19 protein-coding genes are annotated in these 17623 nt (G+C 67.9%); 11 read left to right on the top strand and 8 right to left on the bottom strand.

Annotated elements, in window-relative coordinates; all coding sequences use genetic code 11:
* Positions 1 to 12: 12 nt before the first annotated feature.
* Positions 13 to 366 (top strand): hypothetical protein, encoded by a 354-nt coding sequence (locus tag EV649_RS39210; RefSeq protein ID WP_130388809.1) that lies wholly within the window; start codon positions 13 to 15, stop codon positions 364 to 366.
* Between the two features lie 98 nt (positions 367 to 464).
* Here EV649_RS39210 and EV649_RS39215 read toward each other — a convergent pair whose 3' ends face one another.
* Positions 465 to 1547, bottom strand: coding sequence for a DNA topoisomerase IB (locus EV649_RS39215; protein WP_241999242.1), 1083 nt, complete (start codon positions 1545 to 1547; stop codon positions 465 to 467).
* A 9-nt stretch (positions 1548 to 1556) separates the two neighbouring features.
* Between EV649_RS39215 and EV649_RS39220 the strand changes: the two genes are divergently transcribed.
* Entirely contained in the window at positions 1557 to 2882 is a 1326-nt protein-coding gene (locus EV649_RS39220; protein WP_157996405.1) for a cytochrome P450, read from the top strand.
* On the opposite strand, the gene EV649_RS39225 is transcribed toward EV649_RS39220, so the two are convergent.
* A complete protein-coding gene (locus tag EV649_RS39225) occupies positions 2855 to 4642 on the bottom strand; it encodes a thiamine pyrophosphate-requiring protein (protein WP_130388812.1) in 1788 nt (595 codons plus the stop codon). The two genes, EV649_RS39220 and EV649_RS39225, sit on opposite strands and share 28 nt — an antisense overlap.
* A 128-nt stretch (positions 4643 to 4770) precedes the next feature.
* Between EV649_RS39225 and EV649_RS39230 the strand changes: the two genes are divergently transcribed.
* The 3 genes from EV649_RS39230 (at position 4771) to EV649_RS39240 (ending at position 7242) form a co-directional block, all read left to right on the top strand.
* Positions 4771 to 5760: an SDR family oxidoreductase gene (locus EV649_RS39230; protein ID WP_198682945.1), complete on the top strand. Its 990-nt coding sequence runs from the start codon at positions 4771 to 4773 to the stop codon at positions 5758 to 5760.
* Between the two features lie 67 nt (positions 5761 to 5827).
* Positions 5828 to 6799: a TIGR03557 family F420-dependent LLM class oxidoreductase gene (locus tag EV649_RS39235; protein WP_130388813.1), complete on the top strand. Its 972-nt coding sequence runs from the start codon at positions 5828 to 5830 to the stop codon at positions 6797 to 6799.
* Positions 6796 to 7242, top strand: coding sequence for an SRPBCC family protein (locus EV649_RS39240; protein ID WP_130388814.1), 447 nt, complete (start codon positions 6796 to 6798; stop codon positions 7240 to 7242). Before EV649_RS39235 ends, EV649_RS39240 begins: the two co-directional genes overlap by 4 nt.
* A gap of 9 nt (positions 7243 to 7251) precedes the next feature.
* Here EV649_RS39240 and EV649_RS39245 read toward each other — a convergent pair whose 3' ends face one another.
* Together EV649_RS39245 and EV649_RS39250 are read right to left on the bottom strand one after the other, a co-directional pair.
* Positions 7252 to 7686, bottom strand: a complete 435-nt coding sequence (locus EV649_RS39245; RefSeq protein ID WP_198682946.1) for an SRPBCC family protein — start codon at positions 7684 to 7686, stop codon at positions 7252 to 7254.
* 80 nt (positions 7687 to 7766) lie between these two features.
* A complete protein-coding gene (locus tag EV649_RS39250; RefSeq protein WP_130388816.1) occupies positions 7767 to 7940 on the bottom strand; it encodes a CsbD family protein in 174 nt (57 codons plus the stop codon).
* A 185-nt stretch (positions 7941 to 8125) separates the two neighbouring features.
* Here EV649_RS39250 and EV649_RS39255 point away from each other — a divergent pair, with 185 nt between their 5' ends.
* The 3 genes from EV649_RS39255 (at position 8126) to EV649_RS39265 (ending at position 10374) form a co-directional block, all read left to right on the top strand.
* Positions 8126 to 9067, top strand: a complete 942-nt coding sequence (locus EV649_RS39255; protein WP_130388817.1) for a fatty acid desaturase — start codon at positions 8126 to 8128, stop codon at positions 9065 to 9067.
* A 223-nt stretch (positions 9068 to 9290) separates the two neighbouring features.
* Complete coding sequence (locus EV649_RS39260) at positions 9291 to 9608, top strand: MerR family transcriptional regulator (RefSeq protein WP_130388818.1); 318 nt, start codon at positions 9291 to 9293, stop codon at positions 9606 to 9608.
* A gap of 70 nt (positions 9609 to 9678) precedes the next feature.
* Positions 9679 to 10374, top strand: coding sequence for a GAF and ANTAR domain-containing protein (locus EV649_RS39265; protein WP_130388819.1), 696 nt, complete (start codon positions 9679 to 9681; stop codon positions 10372 to 10374).
* A gap of 13 nt (positions 10375 to 10387) precedes the next feature.
* On the opposite strand, the gene EV649_RS39270 is transcribed toward EV649_RS39265, so the two are convergent.
* From EV649_RS39270 to EV649_RS40995, 3 genes are all read right to left on the bottom strand, one after another.
* On the bottom strand, positions 10388 to 10876 hold the full coding sequence (locus EV649_RS39270; protein WP_130388820.1) for a CinA family protein: 489 nt from the start codon (positions 10874 to 10876) through the stop codon (positions 10388 to 10390).
* 522 nt (positions 10877 to 11398) lie between these two features.
* The gene (locus EV649_RS39275) at positions 11399 to 12076 is read right to left on the bottom strand and encodes a GAP family protein (protein WP_157996406.1); all 678 of its coding nucleotides are present in this window, start codon (positions 12074 to 12076) and stop codon (positions 11399 to 11401) included.
* A 4-nt stretch (positions 12077 to 12080) separates the two neighbouring features.
* The gene (locus EV649_RS40995) at positions 12081 to 12308 is read right to left on the bottom strand and encodes a hypothetical protein (protein ID WP_134013165.1); all 228 of its coding nucleotides are present in this window, start codon (positions 12306 to 12308) and stop codon (positions 12081 to 12083) included.
* A gap of 110 nt (positions 12309 to 12418) precedes the next feature.
* On the opposite strand from EV649_RS40995, the gene EV649_RS39280 reads away from it, so the two are divergent.
* The 3 genes from EV649_RS39280 to EV649_RS39290 are packed head-to-tail and all read left to right on the top strand — an operon-like array spanning position 12419 to position 16629.
* Positions 12419 to 13477: a lysylphosphatidylglycerol synthase domain-containing protein gene (locus EV649_RS39280; protein WP_157996407.1), complete on the top strand. Its 1059-nt coding sequence runs from the start codon at positions 12419 to 12421 to the stop codon at positions 13475 to 13477.
* Positions 13478 to 13483: 6 nt separating this feature from the next.
* Complete coding sequence (locus EV649_RS39285) at positions 13484 to 15478, top strand: hypothetical protein (protein ID WP_130388823.1); 1995 nt, start codon at positions 13484 to 13486, stop codon at positions 15476 to 15478.
* Between the two features lie 20 nt (positions 15479 to 15498).
* Positions 15499 to 16629, top strand: a complete 1131-nt coding sequence (locus EV649_RS39290) for a trypsin-like peptidase domain-containing protein (RefSeq protein ID WP_198682947.1) — start codon at positions 15499 to 15501, stop codon at positions 16627 to 16629.
* A 3-nt stretch (positions 16630 to 16632) separates the two neighbouring features.
* On the opposite strand, the gene glsA is transcribed toward EV649_RS39290, so the two are convergent.
* The gene (gene glsA / locus EV649_RS39295; RefSeq protein WP_130388824.1) at positions 16633 to 17622 is read right to left on the bottom strand and encodes a glutaminase A; all 990 of its coding nucleotides are present in this window, start codon (positions 17620 to 17622) and stop codon (positions 16633 to 16635) included.
* Position 17623: the final 1 nt, after the last annotated feature.

Below are 17623 nucleotides of genomic sequence, written 5' to 3' on the forward strand. Positions count from 1 at the left end.
AACCAGGCGGGTATGACTGTGAAGCTGAACAAGAAGGCGTTCGAGCACGCGAAAAGCCTTGTGGAGAAGGGCCAGACGGCCAAGGACGAGCGGGACGACTGGAGCGAGCACGCCCCGACCGCGGCCGAGCAGAACGCGTACCTCGACAAGCACGGCTGGAGCGATTACGGCCTGTGGTTCCTCGGTGTCGACACCGAGATGGACGAGGAGACCAAGGGACACTACGAGTTCCCGTACGGCGACTTCCAGCGGGTCCACCGCTGCGGCGTCATCAGCGCCGAGTCCCGCGCAGCGCAGTACAACCACGCCGACATCCAGCACGCACTAGAGCAGATCCACGAACTCCTCGACGGCGAGCACGCTTGAGACTCCCGGTCACCGTGGCCCCCAGGTCACCGGCCGGCGATACCGTGCGAGCAGCCGCCGGTCGGTGACATCACCCCGGTACCCGACTGCGTCAGGCGCTACTCCCGGGCGCCCTGGTCGAGGACCTTGTTCACGGAGCGTTCCAGCCGTGCTCTCGTTTCCTCGTCGGCGAGGTCGTCGCCGACGCGGTTGACGGTGTCCGCGATCGTGTGCCCGTGCTCGTACTGCTCGACGACGCGCGGATCGACGTACGACGCCCTGGCCACGGCCGGCGTGTTTCCGAGGTGCTCGGACACCTCCTCGAGCATCTCCTTCACCGCCGAGTTCAGCGCCTGCTTCGTGGTCGGCGGCTCCGCCTCGGCCAGATCCACCGCGGCGTGCACGGTCGCGGTCCAGGTCCGCAGGTCCTTCACGGTGAAGTCCTCACCGACCAGCTCGCGGAACCGGTCGTTGATCATCCCGGCATCGATCTCGTGATACTCGTCGCCGTCGCGATAGACCAGCAGCTGCGCCAACTTGTGCCGACCTCGCTTGAGCGACCGCACCGCTGCCACCAGGTTGGCGTCGTCCAGCTCGAACGTCCGCCGCTGCCCACCCTTCGCACGAAAGTCGAACACCAGCTTCCCGTGGCTGACCCGTACGTCGTCACGCAGCAACGTCGCCGCACCCCGGCTGCCGTACTCCTCGGCGTACTCCGTGTTGCCCGTCCGGAACACGCCGTAGTCCAGCATCCGTAACGCGACCGCGAGCACGCGCCGCCGCTGCAGGCCCCGCGCACGCAGGTCCTCGTCCACCGCCTCCCGGAATGCGGGCAGCTTGCGCGCCAACTGCCGCACGCGATCGTGCTTGTCCGCATCCTGCGCCGACCGCCAGTCGTCGTGGTACAGATACTGCCGGCGCCCGGCCTCATCGGTCCCGACGGCCTGGATGTGCCCGTTCGGGAACGGACAGATCCACACGTCCTGCCAAGCCGGCGGAATCGCCAGCGTCCGGATTCGCTCGACCGTGTCCGTCTCGTCGATGACGTTGCCCTCAGCATCGTGATAACTGAACCCGCGCCCTCGCCGCACGCGGGTGAACCCCGCCTGCTCCGGATGACTACGCCGCAACCGCATGCCCTGCCGGTACCCGCGCACGCCCCGTGGCAGACCCGACCGTTTCGGCAGCGGAGCGGCGGACACCGGACCAACATGTCGACTCTTCTGCCAACCGCTTCCGCGCCGGACTGCGCCCGGATCGTGCGCGACGTCCTCGGCCCGGTCGTCGCCCAGGGACCGATCCTTCGCAGACCACGCCTGGGCGCGCTCGCCGAGAAGCTACACGTCGACGACCGCGCGCTCCGTTGCGTCCGGCGGCTCCGTCGTCAGTACGGCGAGGGGCCCGTCCTGCTGCGGATCGCCGGGCGCACGATCGCACTCGTTCTCGCTGCCGACGACGTCCATCGACTGCTGGCGGAAACACCCGAACCGTTCGCGGCCGCAACCGGTCTGAAGATCGGGGCGCTGACGCACTTCCAACCACATGCGGTCCTGGTCACCGGCCCGCCCCTCCGAGCCGGACGTCGTGAGCTGAACGAGGATGCGCTCGACAGTCACCTACCTGTACATCGTCACGGCCACCGGTTCGTCGAGGTGGTCAACGAGGAGCTCGACGGCCTGGACGCCAGCACCCTGGGCTGGAACGAGTTCCGCACCGTCTGGTCTCGCGTCGTACGCCGGATCGTGCTCGGGGATGCGGCCCGCAACGACGTGGAGCTCACCGAGCAACTCGACCAGCTCCGCGCCGACGCGAACTGGGCGCAACTGGGCCCGGCTCACGACGATGTTCGCGCACGCTTCCTCGGGACCCTCTCCCAGTACGTCGACAAGGCCGAAACCGGAAGCCTCGTCGAGGCCCTCGACCGACACTCCGAGGCACTCGACCCGGCCGGTCAGGTGCCGCACTGGCTGTTCGCCTTCGACGCCGCCGGCATCGCGCTCTGGCGACTCCTCGCCGTACTCGGCACCGACCGGTCGAGACTCGAGCCCATCGTCGCCGAGGCACATCACCCAGAGGCTTCGCCCTTGCTGGCCCATGCCGGCGCCGCAATGCAGGAGTCCGTCCGGTTGTGGCCCACTACTTTGGTCGTCCTGCGTCAGTCGCACGAGGACACCGAATGGCGTGGCAGGATCGCGCCGGCCGGTGCCGAGTTCGTGATCGTGAGCTCGGTGTTCCATCGCGACGACGACGCACTCGACTTCGCGAACCGGTTCGAACCGGCGGTCTGGCTGGACGGCCGCGCCGACGGTCCCTGGCCGATCATCCCGTTCAGCGAAGGTCCCGCCGGGTGCCCAGGACGGAACGTCGTACTACTCACCACCAGCGCCGCGGTCAGCCACATCGCCGATCGCTACGACCTCGACGTCGATCCGACGACCCGCGCGAAGCTGGCCGAGTCGATGCCCGGCACGTTCAACCATGCCGGCGTACGCATCGGCTTCTGGACGGCTCAGGACCGACCGGGCAGGAACTCCTGAACCTTGGCCTTGAACCCCTGCTTGATCATCGAGGACCGATCGCTGTCACCGCGGACAATCGACTCCAGCGCCTTCTCGATCTGATCCCACGTCGCATGCGGCGGAATCGGCGGCACCGCGGGATCGGTGCGGAACTCGACCACGCACGGGCGATCCGCCCGCAGCGCCTCCTCCCACGCCGGCACGACCTCCTCCGGTTTCTCGGCCGTCACCCCGTGCAGCCCGAGCAGCCTCGCGTACCCGGCGTACGGGAACTCCGGCAGCTCCTGAGAAGGCAGGAACTGGGGCGAGCCTCCCATCGCCCGCAGTTCCCACGTCACCTGGTTCAGATCGTTGTTGTGCAGTACGGCGACCACCAGCCGCGGATCCGCCCACTCCTGCCAGTACTTCGCGATCGTGATCAGCTCGTTGATCCCGTTCATCTGCATCGCGCCGTCCCCCACCAACGCGTAGCAGGGCCGGTCCGGGAGCCCGAACTTCGCCCCGATCACGTACGGCACCCCAGGACCCATCGTGGCCAGCGTCCCGGACAGCGATCCCCGCATCTCTCCACGGATCCGGATGTGCCGCGCGTACCAGTTCGCCGCGGAGCCGGAGTCCGCCGCGAGGATCGCGTCGCGCGGCAGCCGCTGCGACAACTCGTGGAACACCAGCTCCGGGTTGATCGGATCCGCGGACGTGAACGCGCGACGCTCCATGACCTCCCACCAGCGCGCGACGTTGTCCTCGATCCCGGATCTCCACGACCGGTCGTCCTTCCGGCGTACCAACGGGATCAGCGCGCGCAAAGTCTGGGCAGCGTCCCCGACGAGATTTACCTCGAACGGGTACCGCATCCCGACCATCGTGGGATCGAGATCGATCTGGATCCCCCGCGCCTGCCCGAACTCCGGCAGGAACTGCGAATAGGGGAAGTTCGATCCCACGACCAGCAAGGTGTCGCAATCCATCATCAGCTCGTACGACGGCCGCGTCCCGAGCAACCCGATCGAGCCTGTCACCCAAGGCAGCTCGTCGGACAGCACGTCCTTGCCCAGCAGGGCTTTCGCGACACCGGCTCCGGTGAGATCGGCGAGTTCCGTCAGCTCCGCCACCGCGCCACGCGCCCCTTGACCGACCAGGATCGCGACCTTCTCCCCCGAGTTCAGGATCTCCGCCGCTCGCTCGAGCTGGTCCGCGGCCGGGACCGGCGCCGACCAGGTCAGGTCCGTGCTCGACGGCACCATCTTGAACGCGTGCGACGGCGGCGTGTAGTCCAGCTCCTGCACGTCGGAGGGAATGATCAGCGCGGTCACGGTACGCCGGGTCGCCGCGATCCGGATCGCCCGGTCGAGGACGTTCGGCAGCTGCTCCGCGACCATCACCGTCTCGCAGTAGTCGGACGCAACATCCTTGAAGAGCGTGTGCAGGTCGACCTCCTGCTGATAGCTTCCGCCCATCGCGCTCCGCGCCGTCTGCCCCACGATCGCCACCACAGGAACGTGATCGAGCTTCGCGTCGTACAGCCCGTTCAGCAGGTGGATGGCGCCCGGACCGCTGGTCGCCGTACACACGCCGACGCGGCCGGTGAACTTGGCGTAACCGACTGCTTCGAAGGCCGCCATCTCCTCGTGCCGGGCCTGCACGAACCGCGGCTCGTTGCCGGCCTTCTCCCAGGCCGAGAGCAGTCCGTTGATGCCGTCCCCGGCGTACCCGAAGACGTGCTCTACACCCCAGTCCCGCAGACGCTGGAGTACGTAGTCGCCGACTGTCGTGCTCATGCCCATCCTCCCGACGAGACCCGAACGGCCCGGCCGGTACCCGGGGTGTTCGGCAGCAAACGGGTTTCGGGCGGTCCGTCGTGGTCACCGGAGAGGGGAAACGTCGGCTCGTTACCTGAGGAGGATCCGTGGGACAGGTTGTCGTAGTGACCGGCGCCAGTGGCGGCATCGGACGGGCGAGCGCGATCGCATTCGCCCGGCGCGGCGACAAGGTCGCGTTGCTTGCTCGCGGCGAGTCGGGCCTCGAAGGCGCCGTGCGCGATGTCACAGCCGCCGGCGGGATCGCGCTCCCGATCTCCGTCGACGTCGCCGACTACCGACAGGTCGAGGCCGCCGCAGATCGGGTGGAGAAGGAACTCGGGCCGATCGACGTCTGGGTGAACGTCGCCTTCGCGTCCGTGTTCGCGCCGTTCCTGGACATCGAGCCCAGTGAATTCAAGCGCACCACCGAGGTGACGTATCTCGGGTACGTCCACGGAACGCGGGCCGCGCTGAGCCGGATGAAGCCGCGCGATCACGGCGCGATCGTGCAGGTGGGGTCGGCGCTCGCGTACCGCGGGATCCCGCTGCAGTCGGCGTACTGCGGGGCGAAGCACGCGATCCAGGGTTTCCATGACTCGTTGCGGTGCGAACTAATGCATGACAAGTCCAACGTGCACGTGACCATGGTTCAGATGCCGGCCGTCAACACACCGCAGTTCTCCTGGGTGTTGTCCCGGCTGCCGAAGCACCCGCAGCCCGTGCCGCCGATCTTCCAGCCCGAAGTCGCTGCGGACGCCGTCGTCTATGCGGCCGATCATCCAAATCGGCGCGAGTACTGGGTCGGGGCACCGACCGTGGCCACGCTGATCGCGAACAAGTTCGCCGCCGGACTCCTGGACCGCTACCTGGCGCGCACCGGCTACAAGGCGCAGCAGGCCGACCAGCCCGCCGAGAAGGCCGCGAATCTGTGGGAACCTGCCGACGAGGAGCGCGACTACGGCGCGCACGGAGCGTTCGACAACCGGTCGACGCCGCGCAGCTTCCAGACGTGGGCGTCCAGGCATCGCGGACTGATCGGCGCAGTCGCCGCCGGCGCCACGGCGGCGGCCGTCTCCTTGACCCGCAACCAGCGATAGCAGACCTGGCGATTGGAGAACGCGACATCGGGCACCCGATGGGTAAGCGAGCGACGCGGAGGTGCGCGTGAAAATCGGATACTTCTTGTCCAGCGAGGAATACACGCCCGCGGAACTGATCGAGCAGGCCCGGATGGCCGAGGAGGCCGGGTTCGACGGCTTGTGGATCAGCGATCACTTCCATCCGTGGAACGACCAGCAGGGCGAAAGCGCGTTCGTCTGGTCGACGATCGGCGCGATCTCCCGGGTCTGCGAGCTGCCGGTGACGACCGCGGTCACCTGTCCGACGGTACGGATCCATCCGGCCGTGATCGCGCAGGCGGCCGCGACCAGCGCCGTACTGCTGAACGGGCGGTTCACGCTCGGGGTCGGGACCGGCGAGGCGTTGAACGAGCACATCCTCGGCACGGTCTGGCCAACCCTCGACGTACGGCTGGAGATGCTCGAGGAAGCGGTCGAGATCATGCGGCGGCTGTGGACCGAGGACGGGTTCGTCAGCCATCACGGCAAGCACTACACGGTCGACACCGCGCGGATCTACACCCGGCCGCAGGAGCCGTTGCCGATCTACATGTCCGGATTCGGGCCTGAGGCAACCGATGTCGCAGCGCGGATCGCCGACGGCTACATCACCACCTCACCGGACCGCGAACTACTGCAGCGTTTCCGGGACAACGGCGGCGGGTCGAAGCCGGCGCAGGCCGGATTCAAGGTCAGCTACGCGCCGACCGAGGACGAAGGCATCGAGCAGGCCCACCGGATCTGGGCCAACTCCGGAGTCCCCGGCGAGCTCGCCCAGGTACTCCCCTCACCGCGGCACTTCGAACAGGCCAGCCAACTGGTGACCAAGGCGTCCACGGCCCAGTCCGTTGCCTGTGGCCCGAAGGCGGACGTCCACGTCGACGCGTTCACTCCGTACGTCGAGGCCGGTTTCGACGAGGTGTACGTCGCCAACATCGGCCCGTACACCGTCGACATGATGAACCTCTACCGCACCGAAATCCTCCCCGAGCTCCGCCTGCACAAGGAGCACTCATGACCAGCCACGAAGCCTGGACCACTATCGACGTCGCGCCGAACGTCCTGTTCGACCGGCTGTCGGACCTCGACCATCTGCCCGAATACCTGCCGCAGCTGACCGCACTGCACCGCACCAAGGCGACCCCCGTCGAAGCGCAGGGCCCCGAGGCACGCCGGCCGCATCAGGCCGTGCACCAAGAGATCGACGTCACCGCCGCCGGTGCGCACCGCGAGGGCTGGATCGATGTACTCGCCGAGGACCGCATCCTCCGGTGGAGCACCGACGGCGCCCACGACTACCACGGCGAACTGATCGTCGACTTCGTCGCCGACGAAACCTCGAAACTGACGGTCCGCCTGCACACCACCGACCCCACGCCGGTCGATGACGAACTCGAACAGACCCTGGCGGGCATCAAGACCGCCGTCGAGCAACATCTACCCACCGAGTCCGAGACCTGACAACGCACGTCAGGAGCGTTTCTCCGCCTGGAGTTTGAGGCGGTGAAGCGCCTCGGCGTTGCGGGGATGCAGCAGCAGGTCGGCCAGTCGCCCCGGCAACAGCGCGACCGGGCCGCTGGTGGCCTGCTCGGTCATGACCAGGCGGCACCCGGTCGGTGTCTTCGTCGCCCGGAACTCCACCTCACCGAGCCCGACGGGCCAGGCCCGAAGCTGCAGTCGCAGCCGTTGCAGTGGCTCGTACTCCAGGACCGTAGTGGTGTCGTCCAGCAGAAACGGCCACGCGCCCACCGAGTGGTGGATCCGGCCACCAGGCTCCGGCCACGGCGGGTCGACGTCCCGAATCCTTGACGCACCCACCACCCACCCGGCGTACGACCAGCCGTCCGTGAGAATCGCGAACACGTCCTCGACACTCGCCTCGATCAGGCACTCGTTTTCACTCACCCTCACGCGGTACCCCATCCCACGCAAAGGGATCCCCGCTCGAGGGAGCGGGGATCCTGGGGCCGGCGTAACGCGGCGCGTCAGTCCTTGAACGCGTCCTTGACCTTCTCGCCGGCCTGCTTGAGGTCGGCCTTCGTCTTCTCCGCCTGGCCTTCGGCCTGCAGGTCGCGATCGTCGGTCGCGTCTCCGGCCTTCTCCTTGATCTTGCCCTTCGCCGACTCGGCGGCGTTCTTCATCTTGTCGTCGGTACCCATTGGTGTCTCCCCTCGTCAGTTCCGTCGCGGGCGGACTGACTGGCTTCGGATGAACGCGACCCCCGTATCGGCCCGGTGCCCACGATCTCCGCAATCAACCCCAGGCGGCTCACCCCCGGCTACGATGCGCACAACGCATGAGCAGCCAACGATTCGGGCACCGGCACCGGTATGCGGAGTGGGCTATGACTTCAGCAGCACGTACGGACGCGTCGCCTCCGGAGGAGTTCCAAGCCGTTGGCGGCACCCTCGAGCGTGCGCTCATCTGGGTGTTCATCGTCGTACCCACCCTCGCGCTGCTGCCGGGGATCTTCTTCGCCTGGGGCGGCTGGATCGGCTGGAGCGACGTCGTCGTTCTGATCGTGTTCTACCTGATCACCACCACCGGCATCGGTGCCGGCTATCACCGATGCTTCACCCACGGCTCGTTCAAGTGCAGGCGCGGCCTGAAGATCGCACTCGCGATCGCCGGGAGCATGGCGCTCGAAGGACCTGTGATCCGCTGGGTGGCCGACCACCGCAAACACCACAAGTTCTCCGATCGCGAGGGCGATCCACACTCACCGTGGCGCTACGGCACCAGCGCGTGGGCCGTGACCAAGGGATTCGTCTTCGCCCATGCCGGATGGGTGCTGTGGGGCAAAGATCGTGCCGATCCGAAGCACTACGCGCCGGACCTCCTGAACGACCGCGACCTGGCAGCGATCTCACGGCACTTCCGCGTGCTGGCCGTGATCTCACTGCTGGCGCCCGCGATCATCGGTGGGCTGTGGGACAGGTCGTGGCACGGCGCCGCCACCGGCTTCTTCTGGGGCACCCTGGTCCGAGTCGCCCTCATGCACCACGTCACCTTCTCGATCAACTCGATCTGCCACGTCTCCGGCAAGAAACCCTTTACGGCCCGAGACAGGTCAGGCAACGTCTGGTGGCTCGCCATCCTCAGCCAGGGCGAGTCATGGCACAACCTCCATCACGCCGACCCCACGTGCGCACGCCACGGCGTACTCAAGGGGCAGATCGACATCAACGCCTGGCTCATCAAGCAGTTCGAACGGTTCGGGTGGGCGTACGACGTGAGATGGCCGGACCCGGAACGCCTCGAGAAGAAGCGCACCGCGGTCACCTGACCCCAGAGACGTCGAATCTGTCGTGGACTCTTCGCAATATCTATGGTGGCGAGCATAGACATTGAGGATCGGTTGATGTAATCTTCCTGGTGTTGACAGAGAAGAGCATCGAAGCTGACGTAGGCACCCATCCACAGTACGAACTCACGACCCCGGACACCGGCGCGAGCGCGCCGAGGCTTCGGCACGGAGGCTCGATGACCCCAGACACATGGAGACTCCGATGAGTTCAGATCCGGTCGACGGGCCGGCCACTTTCGACGATGACGACTACCCCGCCTTCACCATGGGCCGGGCCGCCGAGATGCTCGGCACCACGCCCGGTTTCCTCCGCAGCCTCGGCGAGGCAAAGCTGATCAACCCGCAGCGTTCCGACGGTGGCCACCGCCGCTACTCGCGGTACCAGCTGCGTCTCGCGGCCAGAGCTCGCGAACTCGTCGACCAGGGCACCACGCTCGAGGCGGCCTGTCGAATCATCATCTTGGAAGATCAGCTCGCAGAGGCCCTGCGTATCAATGAACAGATACGAGACCAGGGCTGAGCACCACGGCATCGGCTGGGTTCGGCGACCGGGGTGCACCATCACAACCGCATCCCGCTTGGAGACCGAGATGTCCCTGTCAGAGCCCGCCGACGTATTCGACGCAAGTAGGTTCGCAGAGTTCGCGCTCGAGTTACACGACGCCGCCGGAGTGGAAGAGACTCTGGAGGCTGTCGTGCAGTTCGCGTTGCATGCGGCCAACTGCACTCACGCCGGTGTCGCGCTCGTCGCCCGCGGTGGCCGCTGCGCAGAGGTCGGGGCGATCACCGATCCGGTGGTGGAGAAGTTGTACCGGTTCCAGATCGAGATCGGCCAGGGTCCACTGGTGACCGCGTTGTCCGGCCAGACGGTCACCGTTCCCGATGTCGCGACCGACGACCGCTGGCCGTGCTGGCAGCCCGCCGCCGTGAGCGCCGGGATCGGAAGCGCACTCCACGTTCCATTGAAGGTCAGCGATCAAATTACCGGCGTCCTCTCGCTGTTCAACACCGAGCCGAACGCCTTCACTGTCGACGACGAAGCCATCGCCCACATCCTGGCCCGGCACGCCTCGGTCGCGGTTGCCACCGCCCGTCATGAAGTAGCTCTGGCCCAGGCAGTGGACGCCCGCAAGCTCGTCGGACAGGCGATGGGCATCCTGATGGAACGCTTCGACCTGGACGGCGATCAGGCGTTCGCCGTCCTACGGCGCTACTCCCAAGACACCAACACCAAACTGCGAGACGTCGCCCAGCAACTGATCGAGACCCGCAAACTACCCCGCTGACCGACCCGCCTGGTCACTGGTTTTCGGCGGCGTCGAGGAGCATTTGCAACGCCGTGACGGTGGCCTGGTCGACCACCTGCGACGGGTCGCCTTCGAAGCGGTGCTGATCGACGTCCTCGCCGGCGGGCGAACTGGTAGCCGCGTAGACCGTGCCGGCTGGATGACCTTCGTCGTCCGGCTCCGGGCCGCCGACTCCGGTGAGAGCGACGGCGAGGTCGGCTCCCAGCAAACGTGCTGCGCCCCGGGCCATCTCAACCGCGCAGCGAGCAGTCACCACTGGACCCGGATCGACGTCCAGCAGCTTGAACTTGACCTCCGCGCCGTACGCCACCACTCCCCCGGCGAACCAGGAACTCGCCTCGCTCGCGGCTCCGAGCTGACAGGCCACGGCTCCGCTCGTGAGCGACTCGGCAACGGCGATCTTGAATCCCCGCGCCAGGGCAACAGATCCGATCCGCTCAGCGATCGTCCGAGCCGTCTCCATCAGATCGACATCAGCCATAGCCGACTGGTTCCCACCGAGACACGGACCCACGCAATCGGCGGCGCCGATACATGATCGCGGGCTTGCGGGGCACCGGATAAACAGGTGACTGAAACGCCCGCGGGTTGATCAGCAACCGAGGTCGCGCGCGTTGAAAAGGTAGCAGCGCGCGTGACCGCTCCAAATCATCTCCGACTCAGCCCACCCGGAGGAACTGGGCCAGCGCTGCCCGGACTTCCGGTCGGCGACCGCCCCCGTCCAGCTCGAGGAGGGCCGCCTCCACGACGGCGCTGTTCCAGATGGCCGCACTCGGCTCCGGGTGCGCCCAGCCCATGGCGTCGAAGTCGGGGCCGGTCCGCTGGATGACCAGCTTGTTCCGGGCCGCGATCGCCCCGATGATCCTGGCGTCGACCCGGGCCTCCAGCAGCAGGGCCCGGACGCCGCGATGGCGCAGGCACTCGTCGAGGTAGGCGTTCGCGATCGCGAGCAGCCTGTCCCGGCCCGGCCGGCGCGGCGGAACGGCCGTGGCCAGGCCAGCAATCAGCGGAGCAGATCGAGGCCGCGGCCGATCAGGACAGAGGCCAGCGCGACCAGGATTACTACGGTGATTGTGTTCAGGTTGGCCAGGAGCCAGGTCTCGAGGTTCTTCAGGGCCTGAGTCGACCTCTCCGCTCCGGTGACCGCGACCGCGAGCAGCGGAACCAGGACCGTCAGCGAGGCCGCGGCGACGAACACGGCTACGGCGCCGACCGCCGACCCAGGAGCAAGGCCCGCTCCACCGAGATAACTACCCGCGCTCACCACGAGCGGCAGGTTCTTCAGGTTGGCCAGCGCAGCAGCGGCACCGGTCAACACCAGGCCGGGCGCCGCGAGGGTCGCGATCCGATCGACGATCGCCGGTCGGGGCGGCGGTACACCGGGTGCTGGACGCTTCCGCCAGTACCGCACGGCAAGCCCTGCGAACAGCAACCCGACTGCCAACTGGACGAGATCGATGCCATCGCGCGCTGCCTCCTCGTGATCCTCCGCAGCAGCGTCGGTGAGCCACGCGACCAGGCCGACGGCGACCGCCAAGGCGACCAGCCACCCGGCCGCGAAGCAGACACCGGCACGTACTGGCCGGGCGGACAGCAGGACCAGCACGATGCAGACCATCGGTACCGGACTCAGGGCAATCGCCATCGCCTGCGGCAGGACCGCACCAACGACGGGCCACACCTGGCTACTCCACCCTGCCGTCCGGCCGTCGGGCCGGTGGGACCTGCATGACCTCGATGATGTCGACGCCGAGCATGTCCAAGTGGTTGAGGATGCCGGCCAGTGCCGCCTGGTCGGCCAGGTAGCCGTGAAGAACGGTCTGCGCCGGCTCGGCATCCGCAGCCAGTGAAGGGAACGCATCCGTCAGCTCGCGCGACAGGTTGCCATTGACCCGGATCACGTAGTGGCCCATGGGAACCCCCTTTCACAGCCTGGCCCCACGACTCTGCCGGGCTCTACGGGACGCCGACTCCCCCGGATCGGGGGATGGTGGGCATGGTTCCGGACCGCAGGCTGGTTGACGTGGCCGAGTCCCCTCAACCGGCGCTGCCGACCGTTCCCCCGGCTCCGCGAAGGATCCCGAAGCCGCTGGTACGCCTTGGCCGGGTGGTTCTGGTCGCGGTCGTGGCCTGGTTGCTGCTTCGGCTGCTCCGCGGCGTCGACTGGGGTGAGGTCGGGCATGCCCTCACCCACCTGAGCGTCTGGCAGATCGCCGTACTCCTGGTCGCGATGCTGATCCGTCGCTCGCTCCTGGCCGCTCCGATCGCGCTCCTCATCGCCGGGCTGAGCTACCTGCGAGCGATGGTCAGCGATGTCGCCGCGGCGGCCGTCGCCACGATCGCTCCCTCTCCCGGCGACGTCGTGATCCGGCTCGCCATGTTGCGATCGTGGGGCATCGAGAGTACGGACGCCGCGTCCGGACTGACCCTCGGGACCATCCTGTTCTACGTCGCCCGGCTGGGCGCACCCGTGATGGGTTTTGCCGTCTTCTGGGCGGGCCGCGAGTTCTATCCGCCCTTCGCCTGGTCCGCAGTGGTGTTCGGCGCAGGCGCTGCCGTACTCCTCGGCGGCTTGCTCTACGCTCTACGCGCCGAGCGCACCGCCGCGTTGCTGGGACGCTTGCTGGGACGGTTGATCCGCCGAGTACGCCCAGCGCGTCCAGGACCCGAGGTGTGGGAGGAGCGGCTGGTCTCGTTCCAGTCGCACAGCGCGCACCGGATGCAGCAACGTGGCTGGCTCGCCGTACTCAGCCAACTGATCCTGATCGTCGTAGAGGCAGGCGTTCTCGTGCTCTGTCTGGCTTTCGTCGGCGTCCAGATCGAGGGTCCGACCCTCCTGATCCTGTTCTGCAGCTTCCTGGTCATCTATCCGCTGACCGGTCTGCCGCTGATGGGCGCGGGAATTCTGGATGCGACGTACGCCGCCTTCGTCTCGGACCACAGTGCGGTCGAAGCGACAGATCTCGTCGCAGGGCTGCTCGTCTGGCGAGTCGCAGTCCAGTTCGTACCGGTCGCTGTGGGCCTGCTCGCGGTCCTCTGGTGGAGACGGTCCAACAGCGGCGGCATCACCCGGACCGGGTGAACTGCGGTGATCTACCGGAGGCGAGCTCTGACGCTGGTGCTGTCCGCCATGATCACCGTGACGATCCTCTGGCGCCCCGATCAAGCCGCCGCCGCGGACGCCCCGCAGGACGCCGCCGCACGGATGTTGGCCGAACGGTACTCGCCCGTGGTCAGGCTTCAGGAGGACTCGGCCAACTGCGCGAACGGCGAGCAGTTCCAGCCCACCGATGTCGAAGCCGTCCTGGGTGACCAGCAGGTCGCGCTTCGTGGCCCGTGGCGGCCGCCTGATCTGGTGAAGCCCCAGCCGAAAGCCGGTGACCTCGGACTCGGGTTCCCGGGGCACTTCCTGGACTTTCCCGGCGATCCCCTCCGGCCGGGATGCGACTATGCCGAGTGGTCCGCGCGGATCAACGCCGCGCATCCGGCGACCGTCTACGCGCACGTCGCCGCCGATCCCCAGTTCCCCGGGCAGCTCTCGCTCGAATACTGGTTCTTCTACGTCTTCAACGACTACAACAACACCCACGAAGGCGACTGGGAGTCGATCCGGCTCGTGTTCGACGCGGCGACGCCTGCCGCCGCACTGGCGACAGACCCGACGGCCGTGGGCTTCAGCCAGCACGGCGGAGCGGAGCGCGCCAGGTGGGGTGACGCGAAGCTCGAGCTCGTCGACGGGACGCATCCGGTCGTCTATCCCGCGGCAGGTTCGCACGCAAACAAGTACGGCCGGCGCCTGTATCTCGGCCGCGGCTCGGAGGGCCTGGGGTGCGACGACACCACCAGATCACAGGCCGCGATCCGGCCCCGCGTCGCCTACGTGCCGATCGCCCGCACCGACTATCTGAAGCAGTATCCCTGGCTGGCCTTCGAGGGACGCTGGGGCGAACGACAGCGGTCTTTCTTCGACGGTCCGACCGGACCGAACATGAAGACCTCCTGGACCGCGCCCATCCAGGACGCCGAGTCGACCTGGCGCGACGACAGCAACACCGTGCCGGCGGGCACCGTGCTGGGGCCGAGCGGTACCGGCGCCTTCTGTACGGCGATCGGCACCGGATCGGTCCTGCTTCGTCAGACACTCGACCGGACCTGGTTGCTCGGCCTCCTGCTGGCCGCGCTCGTGGTGCTGATCTGGTTCGCGGCGAGCCGTACACGCTGGAGCGACGCCGATCCCCTACCGGCACGGAAACGGCGGGCCTGGGGCCAGGCGATCGTTGCCGCGCTCCGCTTGTTCCGGCGCCGACCAGGCCTGTTCGCCGGCTTCGCCACGGCCTTCGCAGTGCTCGGCCTGGTGACCGTGCTGTTGGCCAGACTGCAAACAGCCAGGCACGACGCGCCCGCCGATCTCGGCGCTCCGACCGACGATGCGACCGGTTTCTGGGCCTCGCTGGTCGCGTTGGGTGTCACGATCCTGACCATCGCGACGTACGTCGCTCTGCTGGCAGCCGTCACGGCGACACTCGACCAACTAGATCGAGGTATCCCGGCCACGACCGACGCAGCGCTGCGCCGGGTGATTGCGGACCGCCGACCGCTGGCCCGCGCGGCCGGGCAGTACCTCGTGGTGATCGCCGTACTCACGATCTTCGTCGCGACGATCCCCGTCGCAATCCACTACGCGGTCAGTCGTTCCTTTGCCATACCAGCGGTCCTGGCCGAGCAGTGCTCAGGCCGTACGGCGCTCAGACGCAGCCGCGTACTGGTCAAGGGGCGGTGGTGGCGAACCGCCGTACCACTGGCGATCGTCATCGGACTCGCGCTGGCGGCCGGGCCCGTCGCAGGGATCGCGATGTTGCTCGGCACGGACTGGCCGGCCACCTCGATCAACGTCGTGTCGTCGATCCTCTTCGCACTGGCGATGCCGGTCGCATCCGCCGCCGTCGCGTACCTGTACTTCGACCGAGCGGTTTCCCTGCAGTCACCCGGATCGGGTGAGCTGCCGCCAGGACCCCGAACCTACGCTGCACATGGCGACGGGAGTGTCGAGCACGACCTGCCACCGGTGCGCTCCGACTCCTGAGCGAATCGAAAGAGGTCGAGATGGTCGAGTCCGACGGCGGACCACGGACGCCGGAATCCCCAGCCCCACCTGGCCACAGCCGACTGCTGTGGATGGTGATCGCGGAGGGCGTGATCGTGGCCGCGCTGGTCATCGCGCTCGTCGTCGTGACCGTCCGGCGCCACGACGATGCCGCCGCCGCGTCCTCCGTCGATGCGGCAGACCCAGGTACGGCGATGTGCGCCGCGATCCCGGTCGCGAACCAGGTTCTGCCGTCGATCGTCACCATCTCGGCGCGCCGGGGCGCCCAAGCCGGCACGGGTTCGGGGCAGATTTTCCAGGCAGGCGGGTACATCCTGACCAACGACCACGTCATCTCGGTCGCCGCGGGTGGCGGTGCTGTCTCGGTGCAGTACAGCGACGGTCAGAGCTCGGACGCGGTGATCGTGGGTCGTGATCCGAGCACCGACCTGGCCGTGCTCAAGGCCGCCGACGGCGCGAACGGCTACCCGCTGATCGCCATGGGGTCGTCAGGACCGCTGCAGGTCGGCCAGCCGGTGATAGCGCTCGGCGCTCCGCTGGGGCTGTCCAGCACCGTCACCTCCGGTATCGTCAGCGCACTGGATCGCTACGTGCCGGTGCCGGGCGACGGGGTGACTCACCATCTGATCGGCGCCATCCAGACGGATGCGGCCATCAACCCCGGCAACAGCGGAGGCGCCCTGGTGGACTGCGCCGGGCGTCTGGTCGGCGTCAACGCCGCCATCGCCACGGTCCCGGATGCGTCCGGTACCAGTGGCGGCGGAAGTGTCGGCCTCGGCTTCGCGATCCCGGTCGACCTGGCGAAACCGATCGCCGACCAGCTGATCCGAACCGGGCAGCCCGGCCACCCGACGACCGGCCTCCAGGTCCAGGAGATTCCACCCGCGGTGGCCAAGGCCGCAGGATCCCCGACCGGGCTCTTCGTACTCGCGGTCGACACCGGCGGCCCAGCCGCGAAGGCCGGGCTGAAGGCAGGCGACATCATCACCAGGATCGGCGGCGAACCGGCCGTCAGCGCTGAGCAGATCGTCGTCGCGACGTTGACCCGTCAGGCCGGAGACGCCCTCGAGCTCACCTACGAGCGGGCCGGCAAGTCCGCCACCACCACCCTCACGCTCGCCGCTCCGTAGCGCTCAGCCCGCGGGTGGGACCGGCTGCGAGGCGAGCAGGTCCAGGCCGAGCCGACGGGCCAGGAACTGGGCCGCGAGTTGACCTGTGACGCTGTTGCCCGCCTGATCCAGTCGTGGCCCGAAGGTTCCCAGCGCGCCCTTACCCGGTGAGACCGTCACGATGCCGCCACCGATACCGCTCTTACCGGGAACCCCGACGTCGAGCAGCCAGTCCCCGGACGTCTCGTACAGGCCGGCGATCGTCATCACCGCCAGCGTCACCCGAGCGACATCGGAGTCGACCACTCGTTGCCGGGTCGTCGGGCACACGCCGCCATCCGCCAGCGTCGCGCCCATCGCCGCGAGGTCCGCCGCGGTGACGGACAGGCAACTCTGCCTGGTGTACAGCTCGGTCGCTTCGGCAGGATCCCCGGCCAGACCATCGACACTGCGCAGCAGCGCGGCGAGCGCCCGGTTCCGGTGGTTCGTCGCCAGCGCCGACGCCAGTACGTCCTCGTCCACGGCGAGCTCGCGGCCCGCGAACCGCGACAGACCGTCGACGACGAACTGCCAGCGGTCCTCCACCGACCCACCCGGCGTCAGGCTGGTCGTCGCGATCGCACCCGCGTTCACCATGGGATTCGTGCGGCCTGCCGCGGACTGCTCGACCGCCTTCACCGAGTTGAACGGCAGTCCGGTCGCGTTCACGCCGACGAGCTTGCGTACGGCGTCGACACCCACCGCGTCGCAGACCAGAGCGAACATGAACGGCTTGGCGACACTCATGACAGTGAACGGCCGGCGCGACTCGCCCGCCTCGAACAACCGGCCATCGGTGGCCGCGACACAGACTCCGAACGAGGTCGGATCAACCCGGGCCAAGGCGGGATAGACATCACTCACCGTGCCGTCGCCGACGGCACGGAATCGCTCGTACGCCGATTGGACCAACTCGGCGATCGTCACGGGCGCGGGCAGGCCGCCCGTGGATACGTAGCGACCCGGCGTCGGCATC

It is taken from the genome of Kribbella sp. VKM Ac-2569, assembly GCF_004216905.1.
Taxonomy (GTDB): domain Bacteria; phylum Actinomycetota; class Actinomycetes; order Propionibacteriales; family Kribbellaceae; genus Kribbella.